Source organism: Streptomyces sp. NPDC093546 (assembly GCF_044765045.1).
In the GTDB taxonomy this organism is placed as follows: domain Bacteria; phylum Actinomycetota; class Actinomycetes; order Streptomycetales; family Streptomycetaceae; genus Streptomyces.
The window spans coordinates 348,169-369,099 of sequence record NZ_JBIWJG010000004.1; the positions used below are offsets into that span (position 1 = coordinate 348,169).

A 20,931-nucleotide genomic window follows, 5' to 3' on the forward strand; every position below is an offset into this window, starting at 1 on the left:
CGTCGGTCCTGCCATGGACCTTGCCTACATTCCGAGCCCGTCGACCGGTGTGATCCACCTCGGACCGCTCCCGCTGCGCGGCTACGCCTTCTGCATCATCATCGGTGTCTTCGTCGCCGTCTGGTACGGCAACAGGCGCTGGCTCGCCCGGGGCGGCCGTGCCGGCACCGTGGCCGACATCGCCGTCTGGGCGGTGCCCTTCGGCCTCGTCGGCGGCCGGCTCTACCACGTCATCACCGACTACCAGCTGTACTTCAGCGAGGGTGAGGACTGGGTCGACGCCTTCAAGATCTGGGAGGGCGGTCTCGGCATCTGGGGCGCGATCGCCCTCGGCGCTCTCGGCGCCTGGATCGGCTGCCGCCGCCGCGGCATCCCGCTGCCGGCGTACGCGGACGCGATCGCGCCCGGCATCGCCTTCGCGCAGGCCATCGGGCGCTGGGGCAACTGGTTCAACCAGGAGCTGTACGGCAAGCCGACCGACCTGCCGTGGGCGCTCGAGATCAGCGAGGGCGTGAACCGCGAGGCGGGGCTCTACCACCCGACGTTCCTGTACGAGTCGCTGTGGTGCGTCGGCGTGGCGCTCCTGGTGATCTGGGCGGACCACCGCTTCACGCTCGGCCACGGGCGCGCCTTCGCGCTGTACGTGGCGGCGTACTGCGCCGGGCGGGGCTGGATCGAGTACATGCGCGTCGACGAGGCGCACCACATCCTGGGCCTCCGGCTCAACGTGTGGACCGCGATCGCGGTCTTCCTGGCGGCGGTCGCGTACATCGTGATCTCGGCGCGGGTGCGGCCGGGACGCGAGGAGGTCGTGGAGCCGGACGCGCCCGCGGCGAAGGCGGGGAACGGCAAGGACGGCGCGGGCACCGAGCCCGCGGACGCCGCCCCCACGGATTCCGCGCCCGCGGATGCTGCGGGGGACGCGGACGCGGAGGCGGACGGCGAGGCGGACGCCCAGGCGAAATCCGCCGGACCGCGCTGACGCGGTAAGCAGCTGCGAGGCGGCCGCCGGGACCAAAGGGTTCCGGCGGCCGCCTCGTGCGTACGGGGGTGAGGTCAGGCCCGGCGGCGGGCGAGGGCCAGCGTGCGGCGGGCCTCCTCCACGATCGCCGCGTCGACGAAGCGGCCGTCCGGCAGGGCCAGGGCGCCCGCACCGGAGGCGCCGGCCGCGACAATCTCCTCCGCCCCCTCGACCTCCTCGGGGGTGGGCAGGTAGGCCCGTTCGATGACCGGGAGCTGGCGGGGGTGGATCGCGGCGCGGCCCAGGAAGCCCAGGGCGCGGCCGTGGGCGCAGGACGCGGCGAGGCCGTCGAGGTCGCGGATGTCGGGGTGGACCGACTGGGTGGGCGGCGCCAGTCCCGCGGCGCGGGCGGCGACCACGACGCGGCCGCGCGACCAGTCGAGGCCGCGGTCGTCGCGTACGCCGAGGTCCGCGCGGAGGTCCGCCTCGCCGATGGCGAGGGAGCGGACGGCGGGGTGGGCGGTGGCGATGGCGTGCGCACGCTCAATGGCCAGGGCGGATTCCAGCAGCGGGTGGAGCGGGATGCCCGGGGCGAGGGCCGCGATCCGCTGGATGTCAGTGCCGTGTGTCACCTTGGGAACACGCAGAGCGGCGAGGCCGGGGAGGGAGGCCAGCGATGCGAGGGCGGTGTTGTCGTGCGCGGTGTCGCGGGGACCGGGGAGGCGGACGTGGATCGGTACGGGGTGGGGGGAGGAGAGCAGGTCGACCGTGGCGTCCAGGGCGTATGCCCTGCGGTCGGGCGCCACCGCGTCCTCCAGGTCGACCACGACCACGTCGGCGCCGGAGCGCAGCGCCTTCGCGACCACGTCGGGGCGGTCGCCGGGCGCGTAGAGGAAGGTGAGCGGGATGGGGGTCCCGGGGGTCATACGGCGCCCTCGGCGCGCAGGGCGGTGATCTCGGCGGTGGACAGCCCGAGTTCGCCGAGGACGGCGTCGGTGTCCGCGCCGTGCGGGCGGCCGGACCAGCGGATGGAGCCGGGGGTCTCGGAGAGGCGGAAGAGGATGTTCTGCATACGGATCGGACCGAGCTCGGGGTCGGGGACTTCGGTGATGGTCTCCAGCGCCCGGTACTGGGGGTCCTCCATGACGTCGCGGATGTCGTAGACCGGGGCGATCGCCGCCTCGGCCTTCTCGAACGCGGCCATGGCCTCCTCGCGGGTGTGCCGGGCGATCCAGCCGCCGACCGCCTCGTCGAGCTCGTCGGCGTGGTCCGCGCGGGTGGTGCCTTCGGCGAACCACGGCTCGTCGATGAGGTCGGGGCGGCCGACCAGGCGCATCACGCGCTCGGCGACGGACTGGGCGGAGGTGGAGACGGCCAGCCAGGAGCCGTCGGCGGTGCGGTAGGTGTTGCGGGGGGCGTTGTTGCGGGAGCGGTTGCCGGTGCGGGGCTGGACGTAGCCGAGCTGGTCGTACCAGAGCGGTTGCGGGCCGAGGACGGTGAGAATCGGTTCGATGATCGCCATGTCGACGACCTGGCCGCGGCCGGTGGCGGTGCGGGCGTGCAGGGCGGTCATCACGGCGTAGGCCGTGGCCAGGGCGGCGATGGAGTCGGCGAGACCGAAGGGAGGGAGCGTGGGCGGGCCGTCGGGCTCGCCGGTGATGGCGGCGAAGCCGCTCATCGCCTCGGCGAGGGTGCCGAAGCCGGGGCGGTGGGCATAGGGGCCGGTCTGGCCGAAACCGGTGACGCGGGCCAGGACCAGCCGGTCGTTGGCGGCGGAGAGCTCGGGCCAGCCGAGGCCCCAGCGCTCCAGGGTGCCGGGCCGGAAGTTCTCGACGACCACGTCGGCGGTGGCGGCGAGACGGAGCAGGGTGGTGCGGCCGCCGGGCGTGGACAGGTCGAGGGTGAGGGTGCGCTTGTTGCGACCGAGCAGCTTCCACCAGAGGCCGACGCCGTCCTTCGCGGGCCCGTGGCCACGGGACGGGTCGGGCTTGCGGGGGTGCTCGATCTTGATGACGTCGGCGCCGAAGTCGCCGAGCATGGTCGCCGCGAGCGGGCCGGCGAAGAGGGTGGCGAGGTCGAGGACGCGGAGTCCTCGGAGGGGAGGTGCGCTGGGTGAGGCGGTGCTGGTCATAGGGCGTCGATCTCCGAGCGGTACGGCATCGAGGAAGAGGCGCCGGGGCGCTGGACCGACAGCGCGGCGGCGGCCGACGCCCAGGCCAGGGCGTCGGGTGCGGGCCGGCCCTCGCCGAGCGCCACGGCGAGGGCGCCGGTGAAGGTGTCGCCGGCGGCGGTGGTGTCCACGGCCCGGACGCGTGGGGCGGGGATGGTGACGGGGCTCGCGCCGCGCGCCGCGTAGAGGCTGCCGGACGCGCCCAGGGTGATGACCACCTCGGGCACGTACCGCAGCAGGTGCTCGGCGGCGGCGTGCGGGTCGGCGACGCCGGTGAGGGCCGCGGCCTCGTGCTCGTTGGGCACCAGCAGGTCGGTGGCCGCGAGGAGTTCGGGCGGCAGCGGCTGAGCGGGCGCGGGGGTGAGGACGGTGCGGACGCCGTGGCGGCGGGCGGCTTCCGCACCGGCGATGACGGCGGAGAGGGGGAGTTCGAGCTGGAGCAGCAGGGCGTGGGCGGTGGCGATGAGGGTCTCGTCGCCGGGGGAGAGGGAGGTGACGGTGCCGTTCGCCCCGGGGATGACGATGATCGCGTTGTCGCCGTCGTCGTCGACGACGATGTGGGCGGTTCCCGAGGGGCCTTCGACGGTACGGAGGCGTTCGGTGGCCACACCGGCGCCGTCGAGCTCGGCGCGCAGGCGGGCGCCGAAGTCGTCGGAGCCGACGGCGCCGATCATGGACACCCGGGCGCCGGCGCGGGCGGCGGCGACGGCCTGGTTGGCGCCCTTGCCGCCGGGGATCGTACGGAACTCGCGCCCGGCGACGGTCTCGCCGAGCTTGGGCGCCCGGTGCACATAGGCGACCAGGTCCATGTTGGTGCTGCCGAGCACCGCGATGTGGGTCATGGGCGGTGTGCCTCCTGGTGGGCGAGGTCGTGCGTGCGTACGGCCAGTGTGTCGAAGCCGATGCCGTCGAAGGGGTGGACGGACGTGGCGAGCCGGTTCTTGAGGGGGGAGGTCCAGCGGTCCGGGATCCGGTCGGGGTGCCCGGCGAGGAGGCCGGCGACGGAGCCGGCGGTGGCGCCGTTGGAGTCGGTGTCCCAGCCGCCGGAGACGGCGCGGCAGATGGAGAGCGTGAAGTCGCCGTCGGCGTGGGTGAGGGCGGCGGAGAGGAGGGCGGCGTTCGGGACGGCGTGCACCCAGTGGTAGGCGCCGTAGGCGGTGTGGAGGCGGTCGGTGACGGTGTCGAAGTCGGCGTGGGCGCGGGCCGTGGCGATGCCGAAGCGCACCGCCCGGGCGAGGCGGGAGTCCGGCGGGACGACGGTGAGCCCGGCGGCGAGCGACCGGTGGACGTCGGCGGTGCCGGAGGCGGCGGTGGCGATGACGGCGGCGGCGAACATCGCCCCGTACACGCCGTTCGCGGTGTGCGTGAGCACCGCGTCCCGGTGGGCCTGCGCGGCGGCGGCGGCGGGGTCGCCGGGGTGCGTCCAGCCGTGGACGTCGGCGCGGATCAGGGCGCCGATCCACTCGCGGAACGGGTTGCGGTGGGTGGCGGTGAGCGGGGGTTCGAGACCGGAGAGGAGGTTGCGGTAGGCGACGCGCTCGGCGGTGAAGGTGCGGCCGGCGGGGAGCTCGTCGAGCCAGAGGCGGGCGACGTCCGCGGTGGTGAAGCCGTGGCCGTACCGCTTGAGGAGCAGGAGGGCGAGGAGCGGGTAGTTGAGGTCGTCGTCCTCGGGCATGCCGTCGATGTTCTCGGCGAGGGAGGTGGCGGCGGACCGGCGGTTCCAGGGGTGGGCGGCGGCGAGCGCCGGGGGCACGCCCTTGGCGGTGAACCAGGTCGTCAGCGGCCAGTTCCCGGTGGCGCGGGCGAGGGCGCGGAGGGCGGAGAGGGGCAGCTTCTCGACGGGCTTGCCGAGCAGGCACCCGGCGGCGCGGCCGAGCCAGGCGGCGTGCAGCCGCTCGCCGAAGCCGGGCGCCACGGTGGCGGGCGGCCCCGGGGAGGGCCAGTCGGGGCAGGCGCGGACGATACGCGGAAGGGAGGTGGGTTCGGCCGCGGCCAACGGACTCGGCACGGCGGCCAGTTCGTCCAGGAGGCGCTCCGCCAGGGCGCGCAGGTGCGGGGGCGCGGCGGTGGGGGAGGCGCCGGCCGTCGCGGGGGCGCGGGTGCCGCCGGCGGCGAGCCAGCGGGCCTCGACGGCCGAGGCGTCGCGGCCGTCCTCCGCGGCCTGCCGCAGCTCGTGGCCGATCAGGTCCTCCGGCTGGACCCAGGTGAGGCGCACGCTCACGCGGTCACCCCGGGCTTGGGGGAGAGGGCGATGAACGCCGTCTCGTGGGCGCGGCGGCGGACCGTGTCCCGCATGAAGATCTCGCGGGCCACCTCGGCGAGCACCGCCGCCGGGGCGTGCAGGTCGAGGCGGCTGGCCTCGGCGACCTGCTTCACCCAGAACGCCGGGACCGCCGCCTCACCGTGCAGCGCGCCCGCGATCGCGCCCGCCATGGTGGCGATGGAGTCGCAGTCGCGGCCGTAGTTGACGGCGCCCAGCACCGTACGGCGGTAGTCGCCCTCGCCGACCAGCAGCATGCCGAGGGCGATGGGGAGTTCCTCGACGGAGTGCAGCCGGGAGGGCCGTCGGGCGGCCAGGGAGGGGGAGCGGTAGTCGGGGCCGACCGTGTCGAAGGGGGCGACCGCCTCGCGCAGGGGGCGCAGGGCGGACTCGAAGTCGGTGTGGAGCGCGGCCACCTCGCACACGGCCTCGATCGCCGCCCGGGTGCCGTCCTTGGCGAGGGCGAGCGCCGCGTCCACCACCGTCGTCGGTGTCGCCGTCGGCCGGCAGGCCTCGGCGACGGCCGCGGCGAAGACGCCCGCCGCCTCGCGTCCGTAGGACGACTGGTGCGCGCCGGCGATGTCGAGGGCCTCGGCGTACGCGGCCTCCGGATTGGCGGCGTTGACGAGGCCGACGGGCGCCATGTACATCGCGGCACCGCAGTTGACGATGTTTCCGGTGCCCGCCTCGCGCGGGTCCGCATGGCCGTAGTGGATCCGCGCCACCAGCCACTTCTCGGCGAGGAAGAGCCGCTGGAGGGGCAGTGCCTCGGCCTCGAGTTCCGGGATCCAGCGGGGGGTGGAGATGAGGTCGGGGACGAGGTGGTCGGCGATGGCGTACGCGTCGAGATGGTCGCGGACCGTGTCGTACACCCGGATCAGCGCGTGGGTCATCAGGGTGTCGTCGGTGACGTGCCCGTCGCCCTTGTGGTACGGGGCGAGGGGCCGGGCGGTGCGCCAGGCGTCGCCGTGCCAGGGCCCGACGATGCCGGTGACGCGGCCGAAGTGGCGCTCCGCGATCTGCTCGGGGCTGTACCCCTCGACCGGGCCGCCGAGCGCGTCACCGACGGCGGCTCCGATGAGGCTCCCGGTGATCCGGTCCTCGAGGGTCGAGGGTGTGGGGGTGATGGTCGTCATGTCGGAATTGTCCACCCGGCGCGGCGAGTTCCGTGTGTGCCAGCCGCCCGGCGAGTTCCACGAGGTCCGTGCCCGCGAGGCGGGGCAGCGCACAGCCCGCGAGCGTGCGGCACGCCTCCCGCCAGGTGGCCGGCACGCCCTCGCCGCCGCTGAACGCGCCGGTCAGCGCGCCCGCGAGAGCCGGTGCGGAGTCGGCGACCCGGGACAGGCAGGCCGCCGCCGGCACCGCCTCCGTCACCCGGCCGCGGGCGGCGAGGGCGAGCGCCAGGGCGACCGGGACGGTCTCGGCGGCGGCGATGCCGTAGCTGTAGACGTGGTCGACGATCTGGTGCTCCAGCAGCGGGACCAGCTCGAAGGCGGTGTCGGCGGCGCGGGCGAGCCGGGTGGCGTGCTGGGCGTTGCGGCCGATCTCGGTGGCGTACGGCAGCTGGTCGAGCGCGGCGTCGACCGCCTCGTCGACCGGCGCGCCCCCGAGCGCCGCGGCGACCGCGGCGGCCATGGCGCGGGCGCCGTGGACCCCGTCGCCGTCCTGCGTGTAGCGGGCGTCGAACTCCGCGAGCTCGGCCGCGGCGCGCGGGTCGCCCGGGTGCGCGACGGCGAGGACGGCCGCGCGCACGCAGGCGGCGTCGTCGAAGTAGTGCGGATTGTCGTGGCCCGTGGCGGGCGGGCGCAGGCCGGTGGCCAGATTGCCGAGACCGGCGCGTACGGAGATGCGGGCGCGGAGGGGGAGGACGGCCGACTCCACCTCGGGGGCGCGGTCGGCGGCCGCGGCGATCTCGGCGGCGAGGGCGTTCCAGGCCAGATCGACGGCGGCGCACAGGCGGCGAGTGGGAGGGAGCCCGCGCAGCAGCTCCCCGCCGGCGGCGAGGAGCGTCTCGGCGGTGAACACCGCCCACTCGGCGTCGTCGGAGGGGCCGAGGCGCAGGGGCTCCGGCGGCTGGTTGAGGGCGATGGGGACGGGGAGGGTGGTCGTGGCGTTCTGTTCGGCGAAGGTGTCCAGCTCACGGGTGAGGCGGCGGGTCCACTCGGGCATCCGGGCGGCCCGGTGCCGCGCGGCCGGCCACCCGGCGGCATCGCCCGCGGCCAGGCCGAGGAGCAGGCCCTCGACGCGGCTCGCCGCGCGGGGCCGCGGGGGTGCGTGCCGTGCGGTGGGTTCGCCCGGGGCTCGCGCTGGGCCCGGGGGTGAGGAGGGACAGTCCCACGGCGCGAGGAGGGCCCTGTCGGCGGAACCGGCGGAACCGGCGGAACCGGCGGGAACGCCCGGCGCGGGGGCCGGTGCCTGCGGCGGCGCGGACAGGGAGGCGTAGCCCGTACGGGCGAGCGGGTCGCCGAGCGGGTCGCCGGAGAAGGGGGTCTGGGGCATCAGCGGGCCTCGCATTCGTCGGGGGTGAGAAGGTCCGCGATGTCCAGGACGTGGTAGCCGCGCATGGACGGCAGGCAGCTGCCGCGGACCGGGCCGATGGGGGCCGACCACTCCGGGGGGATCGCCGACGCCCCCGACAGGGCGCCGGCCAGGGCGCCCGCCACCGCCGCCGTCGTGTCGGCGTCGCGGCCCATGTTCACCGCGGTCAGGACCGACGTACGGAAATCGCCGCGCGCCGCCGCGAACGCGCCGAACGCCAGGCCGACCGCCTCCGGGGCCAGGTCCGTCCACGGGTAGCCGCCGATGACGACGGCGGAGCGGACGGCGCGCTCGCGGACGAGCGGGTCCGGCTGGACGCGCTGGGCCGCGACGACCGCGCGGCGCATCGAGCGCGCGGTCCACGAGTCCATCGGCACGGCCGACAGCGCGGCGGCGATGACCGAGGCCGGGTCGGCGCCCGACATGGCCGCCGCGACACCCGCCGCGACCGCCTGGCCGCCGTAGATGCCCTCGCCCTCGTGGCTGACCGAACCGTCGATCGCCACCAGCCGCGCCGCCTCCGCCGGCCGGCCCGCCGCGAACACCCCGAACGGCGCCGCCCGTATGGCCAGCCCGTCGCTCCAGGCGTGCCGGTGCTGCGCCGAGATGGGGGCGGCGAGGCCCCGCCGGAGGTTCTCCAGCGTGCCGCGCTCGCTGAAGCCCGCGCCCCGGAACGGGCCCTCGTCCAGGTCCGCGATCCAGTGGTGCCACGCCTTCTCGACGTGCGCGACCGTCAGCGCCGAGCCGTGGCGGGCCAGGAGCAGCCCGGAGAAGATCGCGTACTCCGTGTCGTCCGTACCGGCCGGGTCCTCGCTGACGAAGCCCTCGATGCGGCCCCATCGGCGGCGGATCTCGGACGGCCGCATGTTCTCCGCGGGCGCCCCGAGCGCGTCTCCGACGGCCAGTCCGAGCAGCGCGCCCCGGGCGCGGTCGAGGAGGACCGGAGGTGCCGTCGACTTCGACTCCATCGCGTGGGCCTTTCGATGCGCGTCGATCGTCCGCTTCCTGGATGCGTGCCACGCGGGCACGGGTGGTTGTCGCGGAGGGCCCCTCTGTCACCCCGATGACGCCCCGATGGCGGGTGGTTAGTAAAGCCTGCCTTGCTGGCGCGCCCCTTACATCGCGCGTACTTTCGAGGTGTTGAGGGGGTGCGGGACGTACGGACCCGCCGCACGACGCAAGGGGAGAGCTGTGTCCATCATCGAAACCGAGGCGACGCTTCACGAGGCGCACCGCGACAACCACACGCACCGCGATGTGAACGGCGGCTGGCTGCGTCCGGCGGTGTTCGGCGCGATGGACGGACTCGTGTCGAACCTCGCCCTGATGACCGGTGTCGCGGGCGGCGCGGTCTCCCAGCAGACCATCGTGATCACGGGGCTGGCCGGGCTCGCGGCGGGCGCCTTCTCCATGGCGGCCGGCGAGTACACGTCCGTCGCCTCCCAGCGGGAGCTGGTCGAGGCGGAACTGGACGTCGAGCGCCACCAGTTGCGCAAGCACCCGGTCGACGAGATGGAGGAGCTCGCCGCGCTGTACGTGGCCCGCGGCGTGGAGCCTCCGCTCGCCCGCGAGGTCGCCATGCAGCTGTCGAGGGACCCCGAGCAGGCGCTGGAGATCCACGCCCGCGAGGAGCTCGGCATCGACCCGGACGACCTGCCGTCGCCCATGGTCGCCGCGCTGTCGTCCTTCGGGTCCTTCGCGCTCGGCGCGCTCCTGCCGGTCCTGCCGTACCTGCTCGGCGCGACCGCCCTGTGGCCGGCGGTGCTGCTGGCGCTGTTCGGGCTGTTCGCCTGCGGCGCGCTGGTGGCGCGCGTGACCGCGCGCAGCTGGTGGTACAGCGGCCTGCGCCAGCTGGCGCTGGGCGGCGCGGCGGCGGCGGTGACGTACGCCCTCGGTGCGGTGTTCGGCGCGGTGCTCTGAGCCGCCGGGGGTCGGCCGGGTGTCTGGGCCGTTCGCCATGCTCGCGTGCGTGCCGGTGGGACCCGCCCCGAGGCCAGCGGGCGACTTCCCTCTTCCCCGCAGCCGTGCCGGCGGTTACGGTGGCGATCCCGACAAGGCGGGCGCCGTACCGGGCTCGATCGTTGTGACGAAGCTCCAATGGCGGGATCCGGCCCAGCGGTGAGACACTATGCACCGCGGCGCATACTCAGCCGTAACGCGGCGGTTTCGATTCCTTCATCAGCGGGCATGAGCCGTTAGCGCTGCGGGCAATGAAGCCCGCTCCCCTTTCACCAGGACGCGCAGACGGCCGACGACGTCGGATGCCGGTCAGCCGCACCTGGAAAACACTCCACCGCTGCACGCGGTGTCCGCATGCTGGAATGAACTATCCGCGTTTCGAGAAACGTTCCATCATGTAACCTGCACGAAATTTCGCGGAGGGCCAACGTCGTCCCTCTGGCACTGCATATGCCACGACGACGACGGGAGAGCCGATGCGTTCCGACGCCTGGTCGCCCATGGACGGTCGCCCCGCCCCGCAGGGTATGTACGACCCCCGCAACGAGCACGACGCCTGCGGTGTCGGCTTCGTTGCCACCCTCACCGGTGTCGCCAGCCACGCGCTGGTGGAGCAGGCGCTGACCGTTCTGCGCAACCTGGAGCACCGGGGCGCCACCGGCTCCGAGCCCGACTCCGGCGACGGCGCCGGCATCCTGCTCCAGGTCCCCGACGCCTTCCTCCGCGAGGTCACCGACTTCGCCCTCCCGGCAGCCGGTGAGTACGCCGTCGGCATCGCCTTCCTCCCCGCCGACGGCTCCGCACAGGCCGTCGAGCGGATCGAGGCGATCGCCGCCGAGGAGGGCCTCACGGTCCTCGGCTGGCGCGAGGTCCCCGTCGCCCCCGAGCTGCTCGGCGCGACCGCCCGCTCCACCATGCCGGAGTTCCGCCAGCTCTTCGTGAGCGACGGCGAGACCGCCGGCATCGAGCTGGACCGCAAGGCGTTCCTGCTGCGCAAGCGCGCCGAGCGCGAGGCCGGGGTCTACTTCCCGTCGCTCTCCGCCCGCACCATCGTCTACAAGGGCATGCTCACCACCGGTCAGCTGGAGCCCTTCTTCCCGGACCTGTCGGACCGCCGCTGCGCCACCGCCGTGGCCCTGGTCCACTCCCGGTTCTCCACCAACACCTTCCCGAGCTGGCCGCTCGCCCACCCGTACCGCTTCGTCGCGCACAACGGCGAGATCAACACGGTCAAGGGCAACCGCAACTGGATGCGGGCGCGCGAGTCGCAGCTCGCCTCCGACCTCTTCGGACCCGAGAAGCTGGAGCGGATCTTCCCGGTCTGTACGCCGGACGCCTCCGACTCCGCCTCCTTCGACGAGGTCCTGGAGCTGCTCCACCTCGGCGGCCGTTCGCTGCCGCACAGCGTCCTGATGATGGTCCCCGAGGCGTGGGAGAACCACGACTCCATGGACCCGGCCCGGCGCGCCTTCTACCAGTACCACTCCACGATGATGGAGCCCTGGGACGGCCCCGCCTGCGTCACCTTCACCGACGGCACCCAGGTCGGCGCGGTTCTCGACCGCAACGGTCTGCGCCCCGGCCGCTACTGGGTCACCGACGACGGGCTCGTCGTCCTCTCCTCCGAGGTCGGCGTCCTCGACATCGACCCCGCCAAGGTCGTCCGCAAGGGCCGCCTCCAGCCCGGCAAGATGTTCCTCGTCGACACCGCCGAGCACCGCATCATCGAGGACGACGAGATCAAGGCCGTCCTCGCCGCCGAGCACCCGTACCAGGAGTGGCTGGAGACGGGCATCATCGAGCTCGAGGACCTCCCCGAGCGCGAGCACATCGTCCACACCCACGCCTCGGTCACGCGCCGCCAGCAGACCTTCGGCTACACCGAGGAGGAGCTGCGCGTCCTCCTCGCGCCGATGGCCCGCACCGGCGCGGAGCCGATCGGCTCCATGGGCACGGACTCGCCGATCGCCGCGCTCTCCGAGCGCCCGCGGCTGCTGTTCGACTACTTCACCCAGCTGTTCGCGCAGGTCACCAACCCGCCGCTGGACGCCATCCGCGAGGAGCTCGTCACCTCGCTGCACTCGTCCCTCGGCCCGCAGGGCAACCTGCTGGAGCCGACCTCGGCGTCCTGCCGCAGCGTCACCCTGCCCTTCCCGGTGATCGACAACGACGAGCTGGCCAAGCTCATCCACATCAACGCCGACGGCGACATGCCCGGCATGAAGGCCGCCACGCTCTCCGGCCTCTACCGGGTCTCCGGCGGCGGCGAGGCCCTCGCGGCCCGCATCGAGGAGATCTGCGCCGAGGCCGACGCCGCCATCGAGGGCGGCGCCCGCCTGATCGTGCTCTCCGACCGGCACTCCGACGCCGAGCACGCGCCGATCCCGTCGCTGCTGCTCACCTCGGCGGTGCACCACCACCTCATCCGTACCAAGCAGCGCACCCAGGTGGGCCTGCTGGTCGAGGCCGGTGACGTCCGCGAGGTCCACCACGTCGCGCTGCTCATCGGGTACGGCGCCGCCGCCGTCAACCCGTACCTCGCCATGGAGTCCGTCGAGGACCTGGTCCGCGCCGGCACCTTCGTCGAGGGCCTGGAGCCCGAGCAGGCCATCCGCAACCTGATCTACGCCCTCGGCAAGGGCGTCCTGAAGGTCATGTCCAAGATGGGCATCTCGACCGTCGCCTCCTACCGCGGCGCCCAGGTCTTCGAGGCCGTCGGCCTGGACGAGGCCTTCGTCGAGAAGTACTTCAACGGCACCGCCACCAAGATCGGCGGCGCCGGCCTGGACGTCGTCGCCAAGGAGGTCGCCGCCCGCCACGCCAAGGCGTACCCCGCCTCCGGCGTCCCCTCCGCGCACCGCGCGCTGGAGATCGGCGGCGAGTACCAGTGGCGCCGCGAGGGCGAGCCGCACCTGTTCGACCCGGAGACGGTCTTCCGCCTCCAGCACGCCACGCGCAACAAGCGGTACGACATCTTCAAGAAGTACACGGACCGCGTGAACGAGCAGTCCGAGCGCCTGATGACGCTCCGCGGCCTGTTCGGCTTCAAGTCGGACCGCCCCTCGATCTCCATCGACGAGGTCGAGCCGGTCAGCGAGATCGTCAAGCGCTTCTCCACCGGCGCCATGTCGTACGGCTCCATCTCCAAGGAGGCGCACGAGACCCTCGCCATCGCCATGAACCAGCTGGGCGGCAAGTCCAACACCGGTGAGGGCGGCGAGGACCCGGAGCGCCTGTACGACCCGGCGCGGCGTTCGTCGATCAAGCAGGTCGCCTCCGGCCGCTTCGGCGTGACGTCCGAGTACCTGGTCAACGCGGACGACATCCAGATCAAGATGGCCCAGGGCGCCAAGCCCGGCGAGGGCGGCCAGCTGCCCGGCCACAAGGTCTACCCGTGGGTCGCCAAGACCCGGCACTCCACCCCGGGCGTCGGCCTGATCTCGCCGCCGCCGCACCACGACATCTACTCCATCGAGGACCTGGCCCAGCTGATCCACGACCTCAAGAACGCCAACCCGGCCGCCCGCATCCACGTGAAGCTGGTGTCCGAGGTCGGCGTCGGCACGGTCGCCGCCGGTGTCTCCAAGGCCCACGCGGACGTCGTGCTCATCTCCGGCCACGACGGCGGTACGGGCGCCTCGCCGCTCACGTCGCTGAAGCACGCGGGCGGTCCCTGGGAGCTCGGCCTCGCCGAGACCCAGCAGACCCTGCTGCTCAACGGCCTGCGCGACCGGATCGTCGTCCAGACCGACGGCCAGCTCAAGACCGGCCGCGACGTCGTCATCGCCGCGCTGCTCGGCGCCGAGGAGTTCGGTTTCGCGACCGCGCCGCTCGTCGTCTCCGGCTGCGTCATGATGCGCGTCTGCCACCTGGACACCTGCCCGGTCGGCATCGCCACCCAGAACCCGGTGCTGCGCGAGCGCTTCTCCGGCAAGGCCGAATTCGTCGTCAACTTCTTCGAGTTCATCGCCCAGGAGGTGCGCGAGCTCCTCGCCGAGCTCGGCTTCCGCACCCTGGAGGAGGCCGTCGGCCACGCCGAGCTCCTCGACACCGCCAAGGCCGTCGACCACTGGAAGGCGCAGGGCCTCGACCTGGCCCCGCTCTTCCACGTGCCCGAGCTGCCCGAGGGCGCCGTGCGCCACCAGCTGATCGAGCAGGACCACGGCCTGGAGAAGGCGCTCGACAACGAGCTGATCAGGCTCGCCGCCGACGCGCTCGCCGCCGAGACGGCGGAGCAGGCCCAGCCGGTCCGCGCCCAGGTCGCGATCCGCAACATCAACCGCACGGTCGGCACCATGCTCGGCCACGAGGTGACGAAGAAGTTCGGTGGCGCGGGCCTGCCCGACGACACCATCGACATCACCTTCACCGGCTCGGCCGGCCAGTCCTTCGGCGCGTTCCTGCCGCGCGGCGTCACGCTGCGCCTGGAGGGCGACGCCAACGACTACGTCGGCAAGGGCCTGTCCGGCGGCCGCGTGATCGTCCGCCCCGACCGGGGCGCCGACCACCTGGCCGAGTACTCCACCATCGCCGGCAACACCATCGGGTACGGCGCGACCGGCGGCGAGATGTTCCTCCGCGGCCGCACCGGCGAGCGGTTCTGCGTCCGCAACTCCGGCGCGCTGGTCGTCTCCGAGGGCGTGGGCGACCACGGCTGCGAGTACATGACCGGCGGTCACGCGGTCGTCCTCGGCGAGACGGGCCGCAACTTCGCGGCCGGCATGTCGGGCGGCGTCGCGTACGTCATCGACCTCGACCGGGACAACGTCAACTCCGGCAACGTGGGCGCGATCGAGGCCCTGGACGAGACCGACCGGGCGTGGCTGCACGACGTCGTGCGCCGCCACCAGGAGGAGACGGGCTCGACCGTAGCCGAGAAGCTCCTTGCCGACTGGGACACCGCGGTGGCCCGATTCAGCAAGATCATCCCGACCACGTACAAGGCAGTGCTCGCCGCCAAGGACGCCGCTGAGCTCGCCGGTCTCTCCGAGCAGGAGACCACCGAGAAGATGATGGAGGCGGCGACCCATGGCTGACCCCAAGGGCTTCCTGACCACCGGGCGCGAGGGCGCCAAGACCCGCCCCGTGGCCGAGCGCGTCAAGGACTGGAACGAGGTCTACGTCCCCGGCTCCCTGCTGCCGATCATCAGCAAGCAGGCCGGCCGGTGCATGGACTGCGGCATCCCGTTCTGCCACAACGGCTGTCCGCTCGGAAACCTCATCCCCGAGTGGAACGACTACGCCTACCGCGAGGACTGGTCCGCCGCGTCCGAGCGGCTGCACGCCACCAACAACTTCCCGGAGTTCACCGGGCGACTGTGCCCCGCTCCCTGCGAGGCGGCGTGCGTGCTGGGCATCAACCAGCCCGCCGTCACCATCAAGAACGTCGAGGTCTCCATCATCGACAAGGCGTGGGACAGCGGTGACGTCACGCCGCAGCCGCCGGAGCGGCTGTCCGGCAAGACCGTCGCCGTCATCGGCTCCGGCCCGGCCGGTCTCGCCGCCGCGCAGCAGCTGACCCGCGCCGGTCACACGGTCGCCGTGTACGAGCGGGCCGACCGCATCGGCGGTCTGCTGCGGTACGGCATCCCCGAGTTCAAGATGGAGAAGGTGCACATCAACCGGCGCATCGAGCAGATGCGCGCGGAGGGCACCAAGTTCCGCACCGAGATCGAGATCGGCCGCGACATCGACGCCGCGAAGCTGCGTCAGCGGTACGACGCGGTCGTCATCGCCGCCGGCGCCACGGTCTCCCGCGACCTGCCGGTCCCGGGCCGCGAGCTCAACGGCATCCACTTCGCGATGGAGTACCTGCCCCTCGCCAACAAGGTGCAGGAGGGCGACTTCGTCCAGCCGCCCATCACCGCCGAGGGCAAGCACGTCGTCGTCATCGGCGGCGGCGACACCGGCGCGGACTGCGTGGGCACCGCCCACCGCCAGGGCGCGCTGTCCGTCACGCAGCTGGAGATCATGCCGCGGCCGGGCGAGGAGCGGAACGCGGGCCAGCCGTGGCCGACCTTCCCGATGCTCTACAAGGTCACCTCGGCCCACGAGGAGGGCGGCGAGCGGATCTACTCCGTCTCCACCACCCACTTCGAGGGCGACGAGGACGGCAACGTCCAGTTCCTCCACCTCGTCGAGGTCGAGTTCAAGGACGGCAAGCTGGAGCAGAAGCCGGGCACCGAGCGCAAGATCCCGGCGCAGCTGGTCACCCTCGCGATGGGCTTCACCGGCACGGACCGCTCCAACGGCCTGGTCGAGCAGTTCGGCCTGGAGCTCGACGAGCGCGGCAACATCGCCCGCGACGCCGACTTCGCGACCAACGTCGACGGCGTCTTCGTCGCCGGCGACGCGGGCCGCGGCCAGTCCCTCATCGTCTGGGCCATCGCCGAGGGCCGCTCGGCCGCCCGCGGCGTGGACCGCTACCTGACGGGCGCGAGCGAGCTCCCGGCCCCGATCCGCCCGACGGACCGCGCGCTGACGGTCTAGGCCCCGGACGGTCCGGCCCCGAACTGTCCGGCCCCGCACGGTCTAGACCACCCCGCGCCGAGCCTTCGGCCGGGCGCCGCGTACGATGGCGTACGCGGCGTCCTCCGATGGCTCGGCGGCGCCCCACCAGCACACACCGGCCCCGGCCGCATCCCGGCCCGAGGCACCCCTCATCGTCCCGTACAACGGCGTGCGGAACACAGCAGCGCCTGCCGCCGTCCCCGACCGGATCGATGGCAGGCGCTGCGCCCTGTCCGGGGCCGTGTGCCCCCGGTGCGCCCTGGTGGCGGCGATCGGACCTCCCTAAGATCGGGTACCCGAGCGGGGGAGGGGACGCGATGACCACGGGCGGGCGTACGGGCCGGATCGAGCGCGCGGTCGCCTTCGCCCTGCGCAACTTCGAGGTCGTCTTCGCCGCCGGCATCGGCCTCACCATCGGTTTCCTCGACATCTTCGGCGACAAGCTCATCGAGTCGGACCTCGCCTCCGGCGCCACCCTCGTCGTCCTCGGCGCCCTCGCCGTCGGCTCGCTGTCCGAGCGGGCCCGGCGACCGCTCGCCATCCAGGACGCCATGGCCGGCACCCGCCGCGCCATCGAGGACCTCACCATGGTCCGCTCCCTGGCCGGCAACGAGGTCCGCGACGAGCTGCGCAAGGCCCGCCAGTCCACGAACCTCTGGTACTTCAAGGGCGGCACCGGCACCTACCTGCGGGCCGTCACCCTCCCCGAGTGCGTACGCGCCGCCAAGCTGAACCGCTCCCAGCTCAACGTCAAGATCGAGATACTCAACCCGGCCGACGAACGCGCCTGCGCCACATACGCGCAGTTCCGCCGCATGTTCTCGGGGACGGCCGCGCCCGGCGGGGACGTGTGGACCGCCGCCCGCGCCCGCAAGGAGTCGTACGCCACCGTCCTCGCCGCCTGCTGGTACCGCATGCAGCTGACGACCCTCGACATCAGCGTCCACCTGTCGTCGACCGTGCCGACCCTCCGCTTCGATCTCTCCGACTCCTGCCTGATCATCACGCAGGACGACCCCAACCGGGTCAACCTCAAGGTCGAGCGGGGACAGCCGCTCTACGACTACTACCTCACCGAACTGCACCAGAGCCGCGAGCAGGCCACCACCCTCGACCTGCGCGACGCCACCCTGCTCGGCCTCTCCCCGACCGTCGACGAAGTGCGCGCGCTGTTCGACGCGTTGGCGCTGCCTCTGCCGCGCACGTACACCGAGGCGGACGTCGGCGAGATCATCGAGAAGGCCCTGCACGCCGAGGACCCCTACGGGAGGTGAGCCGCCCATGGACCTGGATGCCGCCGAGCGGGCCCTGCGCGAGATAGCGTCCGGGAGACGGCGGCTGCTCGCCGTGCGGCACCCGCTCGGCTTCCTGTGCCTCCCGCTGCTGCGCAGCGGCCCCGACGGCGTCTGCGTCCACCTCTTCGGCGAGCCCCACGGCGACGACGACCCCGCCCCCGTCCCGCCGCTGCACGCGCACAGCTGGGAGCTGTACAGCCACGTCCTGTACGGCGAGGTCGGCAACGTCCGCGTACGGATACGCGACGACCCGGACACGCCCACGCACCGCGTGTTCGAGGTGCGCAGCCACCCGGACGGCGTGGACGAGATCCGCCCCACCGGCCGGCTCGTCCACGGTGAACCCGGGCCCGTGCAGCCCAGCCCGGCGGGCACGACGTACGCCCTCGGCGCGGGCGAGTTCCACACCACGGTGGTGACGCCCGGCCGGACCGCCGTCACCCTCGTACGGGGCCGGTCCCTGCCCGGCGGACGCGACCTGTCGCTCGGGCCGCTCGACGGGCCGCCGCGCCGCACCACCCGGCGCCTGTGCGGCACCGAGGACACCCTTCACGCCGTCCGCACGGCCCTCGGGAGGATCCATGCCGTACGCAGGGACTGACGGGCCCTCGTCCTTCGCCGCCGAGCGGCGCGTCGCCGTCGCCGCCGCCGAGGCCACCGGGCGGCTGCTGCGCGGCCACTTCGCCGACGCTAGAGCCGTACGCACCAAGGGCGCGGACGGCGACGTCGTCACCGACCTGGACCTCGCCGCCGAGGAGCTCATCCTCGGCCGGCTGCGGCGCCACTTCCCCCGGGACCGGATCCTCTCCGAGGAAGCCGGTCTCCTCGACACGGGCAACCGCCGCACCTGGCTGGTCGACCCGCTCGACGGCTCCAACAACGTGGCGATCGGCCTGCCCGCGTACGTCGTCGGCATCGGACTGTGCCTGGGCGAGACACCGGTCGTCGGCGTGGTCCACGAGCCGGTCACCGGCCGCACCTGGCACGCCGTCACCGGGCAGGGCGCCCACGGCGACGACGGCGCCCGCCTGCCCGGCCCGCGCGGCGACCTGCCCGGCTCCGGCCCGGTGCTCGCCTGGACGCAGGGCCACGCCGTGGGCCGCGCCGACGCCACCGCGACCGCCCTGCGCTCCGCCCTGGAACGCCGCTGCCGCCGCGTCCTCCAGCTGTGGGCACCGCTGCTGGGCTGGAGCCTCCTGGCCCGCGGCACCATCGACGGCTTCGTCGGCTACCGCGCGGAGGGCGTCGACCTGCCGGCGGGCGCGCTTCTCGCCGCCGAGGCGGGCGTGGAGCTCCGGACCCTGGACGGCGGCCGCTTCCGGCCCTGCTACTCCGGGCCGGACACCCGCCGCAGCTTCGTCGCTGCGCGCGCGGAGACGCTGGCGTACGTCCTGGAGGAGGTGGGGGCGGCGCTGCGGAGCGAGTGAGGCGCGGGAAGTGTACACTTCTGCACATGAGTGACACGCTGCCGATCACCGAAGCGCGCGCCCGATTCGGGTCGCTGGTACGCCGGGCGTCGCACGCCCGCGAGCGCATCACCATCACCGACCACGGTCAGCCGGCAGCCGTGCTGATAAACCCCCAGGAGCTCGCCGACCTGGAGGACGCTCTCGCCCTGGCGCAGTACCGGGCGAGGCAAGCCTCCGGCGAGGTGGCGGGCGTGCCCCATGACGAAGTGCGTGCCCAGCTCGGGCTGGAGCGCGGTTGACGTACGCGATCGTCTGGGACGAGGCCGCGATCGACGCCGCCACCCGGTTCCTGAAGGACGACCCCGACGGCCTGCGGCAGCTGATGGACGCGGTCGACCTCCTTGCCGACCAGCCGCGCCCGGACGGCACCGCGGAATACGGATCCGCGGACCTGCGTCGGATGCACGTCGGCCGGTACCGCGTGCTCTACGAGATCAGCGACGCCACTATCACCATCGTGGTTATCCACGTCGGGCGGGTCGGCTGAGGCCGAGGTACTACCCCGTCACCACCAGCGCCCCCACCGCCCCCACCGTCCCCGTCACCGCCAGCACCAGGCTCGTCCCCATGAAGCGGCCCAGAGCGATTCGCGTGCCGTGCCAGCGGCAGCGTTCGAACCAGAGCAGGGTCGCCAGGGAGGCCCACGGGGTGACCAGCGGGCCCACGTTGACGCCGATGAGCAGGCCGAGCAGCTGGTCGTGGTGGGCGAGCGGGACGACGGCCTCGCCGGCGACGTACGCCGGGAGGTTGTTCAGCGCGTTGGAGAAGCCCGCACCGACCGCCGCCGTGCGCAGCACGCCCAGCGGGCTCTCCTCGGTGCCGATCAGGCGGGCCAGGACCTCGTGCAGGCCGTGCGCGCTGACCGTCTCCACCACCAGGAACATCCCCGGCACCAGCACCAGCAGCCGCCACGGCACCAGCGACCACCGCACCTCGGCCCGGCGGCGTACCGCGAACGCCACCACCACGACCAGCGCCGCCGCCGACGACGCCGCCCACAGCGGCACCAGGTCCACGAGCAGCGCCACCAGGAACGCCGCGCACGCCAGCGCGCACACCCGCAGCAGCACCGGGTCCGCCGGGCGCGGCGGCTCCGGCGGGGCGTACCGCTCGGCGCCCCGGCGGCCGCGCCGCCAGTAGAACACCCACAGGCACGCCATCGTCGCGCCGAGCGCCGCCGCCTGCGGCGCCCACATCGTCGCCGCCATGCCCGTCGGCGTGAGCGCGACCCGGTCGGCCGCCAGCAGGTTGGTGAGGTTCGAGACGGGCAGCAGCAGGCTCGCCGTGTTGGCGAGCCACACCGTCGTCATGGCCAGCGGCACCGCCGCGATGCCCACCCGGGTGGCGAGCGCCAGCATCACCGGCGTCAGCAGCACGGCGGTCGTGTCGAGGTTCAGCGTGATGGTGGTGACCGACGCGAAGAGCACGCACAGCCCGAACAGCAGCGCGTAACTGCCCCGCCCCACCCGCGCCACCCATGTCGCGACGACGTCGAAGACCTCCGCCTTCCCCGTCAGCTCGGCCAGCACGATCACCGTCGCCAGGAACACCAGCAGCGGCCCGATCCTCGCCAGCACGTCCGAGGCCGGCTCGGTCGGCAGCAGCCCTGTCGCCACGGCGAGCAGCCCCAGCAGCAGGAGCGCGACCGCCAGCCAGTCCAGCGGGTGGAAGCGTCTCAGGTAGCGCGTCACGGTCACGGTCAGGGTCGCGGTCACGGGAACGAGCATAGGTTTTCGACCGGACAGGGCGCCCTACCCCGGCCTAATCTG

General features: G+C 73.5%; 17 protein-coding genes. 9 read left to right on the forward strand and 8 right to left on the reverse strand.

Annotated features, from left to right (window positions below):
* The first annotated feature begins 13 nt into the window (after positions 1-13).
* A complete protein-coding gene (lgt, locus tag ACIRNI_RS11280; protein WP_403550425.1) occupies positions 14-982 on the forward strand; it encodes a prolipoprotein diacylglyceryl transferase in 969 nt (322 codons plus the stop codon).
* Between the two features lie 74 nt (positions 983-1,056).
* On the opposite strand, the gene ACIRNI_RS11285 is transcribed toward lgt, so the two are convergent.
* From ACIRNI_RS11285 to ACIRNI_RS11315, 7 genes are read right to left on the reverse strand one after another with little or no spacing between them, the layout of a single operon-like run.
* Entirely contained in the window at positions 1,057-1,887 is an 831-nt protein-coding gene (locus tag ACIRNI_RS11285; protein WP_403550427.1) for an HpcH/HpaI aldolase/citrate lyase family protein, read from the reverse strand.
* Positions 1,884-3,092 (reverse strand): CaiB/BaiF CoA transferase family protein, encoded by a 1,209-nt coding sequence (locus tag ACIRNI_RS11290; RefSeq protein WP_403550429.1) that lies wholly within the window; start codon positions 3,090-3,092, stop codon positions 1,884-1,886. Before ACIRNI_RS11290 ends, ACIRNI_RS11285 begins: the two co-directional genes overlap by 4 nt.
* The gene (gene rbsK, locus ACIRNI_RS11295) at positions 3,089-3,973 is read right to left on the reverse strand and encodes a ribokinase (protein WP_403550431.1); all 885 of its coding nucleotides are present in this window, start codon (positions 3,971-3,973) and stop codon (positions 3,089-3,091) included. The genes ACIRNI_RS11290 and rbsK overlap by 4 nt, the downstream gene beginning before the upstream one ends.
* Positions 3,970-5,352 carry an ADP-ribosylglycohydrolase family protein gene (locus ACIRNI_RS11300; RefSeq protein WP_403550433.1) on the reverse strand — a complete coding sequence of 461 codons (1,383 nt, stop codon included), beginning with the start codon at positions 5,350-5,352 and terminating at the stop codon, positions 3,970-3,972. Before ACIRNI_RS11300 ends, rbsK begins: the two co-directional genes overlap by 4 nt.
* Entirely contained in the window at positions 5,349-6,527 is a 1,179-nt protein-coding gene (locus ACIRNI_RS11305; protein ID WP_403550435.1) for an ADP-ribosylglycohydrolase family protein, read from the reverse strand. The genes ACIRNI_RS11300 and ACIRNI_RS11305 overlap by 4 nt, the downstream gene beginning before the upstream one ends.
* Entirely contained in the window at positions 6,451-7,890 is a 1,440-nt protein-coding gene (locus tag ACIRNI_RS11310) for an ADP-ribosylglycohydrolase family protein (protein WP_403550437.1), read from the reverse strand. Before ACIRNI_RS11310 ends, ACIRNI_RS11305 begins: the two co-directional genes overlap by 77 nt.
* Positions 7,890-8,897, reverse strand: coding sequence for an ADP-ribosylglycohydrolase family protein (locus ACIRNI_RS11315; RefSeq protein WP_403550439.1), 1,008 nt, complete (start codon positions 8,895-8,897; stop codon positions 7,890-7,892). Before ACIRNI_RS11315 ends, ACIRNI_RS11310 begins: the two co-directional genes overlap by 1 nt.
* A 223-nt stretch (positions 8,898-9,120) precedes the next feature.
* Here ACIRNI_RS11315 and ACIRNI_RS11320 point away from each other — a divergent pair, with 223 nt between their 5' ends.
* The 8 genes from ACIRNI_RS11320 to ACIRNI_RS11355 all read left to right on the forward strand — a co-directional run bounded on the left by ACIRNI_RS11320 (position 9,121) and on the right by ACIRNI_RS11355 (position 19,649).
* Positions 9,121-9,849, forward strand: a complete 729-nt coding sequence (locus ACIRNI_RS11320) for a VIT1/CCC1 transporter family protein (RefSeq protein WP_403550441.1) — start codon at positions 9,121-9,123, stop codon at positions 9,847-9,849.
* A 515-nt stretch (positions 9,850-10,364) separates the two neighbouring features.
* The gene (gene gltB, locus ACIRNI_RS11325; RefSeq protein WP_403550443.1) at positions 10,365-14,924 is read left to right on the forward strand and encodes a glutamate synthase large subunit; all 4,560 of its coding nucleotides are present in this window, start codon (positions 10,365-10,367) and stop codon (positions 14,922-14,924) included.
* Positions 14,917-16,377, forward strand: a complete 1,461-nt coding sequence (locus ACIRNI_RS11330) for a glutamate synthase subunit beta (protein WP_403550445.1) — start codon at positions 14,917-14,919, stop codon at positions 16,375-16,377. The genes gltB and ACIRNI_RS11330 overlap by 8 nt, the downstream gene beginning before the upstream one ends.
* Positions 16,378-16,715: 338 nt before the next feature.
* The gene (locus ACIRNI_RS11335) at positions 16,716-17,672 is read left to right on the forward strand and encodes a hypothetical protein (RefSeq protein WP_403550447.1); all 957 of its coding nucleotides are present in this window, start codon (positions 16,716-16,718) and stop codon (positions 17,670-17,672) included.
* 7 nt (positions 17,673-17,679) lie between these two features.
* Positions 17,680-18,294: a hypothetical protein gene (locus ACIRNI_RS11340; RefSeq protein WP_403550449.1), complete on the forward strand. Its 615-nt coding sequence runs from the start codon at positions 17,680-17,682 to the stop codon at positions 18,292-18,294.
* A complete protein-coding gene (locus ACIRNI_RS11345) occupies positions 18,275-19,120 on the forward strand; it encodes an inositol monophosphatase family protein (RefSeq protein ID WP_403550451.1) in 846 nt (281 codons plus the stop codon). The genes ACIRNI_RS11340 and ACIRNI_RS11345 overlap by 20 nt, the downstream gene beginning before the upstream one ends.
* A gap of 26 nt (positions 19,121-19,146) precedes the next feature.
* The gene (locus ACIRNI_RS11350; RefSeq protein WP_403550453.1) at positions 19,147-19,401 is read left to right on the forward strand and encodes a type II toxin-antitoxin system Phd/YefM family antitoxin; all 255 of its coding nucleotides are present in this window, start codon (positions 19,147-19,149) and stop codon (positions 19,399-19,401) included.
* Entirely contained in the window at positions 19,398-19,649 is a 252-nt protein-coding gene (locus ACIRNI_RS11355; RefSeq protein ID WP_403550455.1) for a type II toxin-antitoxin system RelE/ParE family toxin, read from the forward strand. Before ACIRNI_RS11350 ends, ACIRNI_RS11355 begins: the two co-directional genes overlap by 4 nt.
* A gap of 10 nt (positions 19,650-19,659) precedes the next feature.
* On the opposite strand, the gene ACIRNI_RS11360 is transcribed toward ACIRNI_RS11355, so the two are convergent.
* The gene (locus ACIRNI_RS11360) at positions 19,660-20,823 is read right to left on the reverse strand and encodes an SLC13 family permease (protein WP_403550854.1); all 1,164 of its coding nucleotides are present in this window, start codon (positions 20,821-20,823) and stop codon (positions 19,660-19,662) included.
* Between the last annotated feature and the right edge of the window lie 108 nt (positions 20,824-20,931).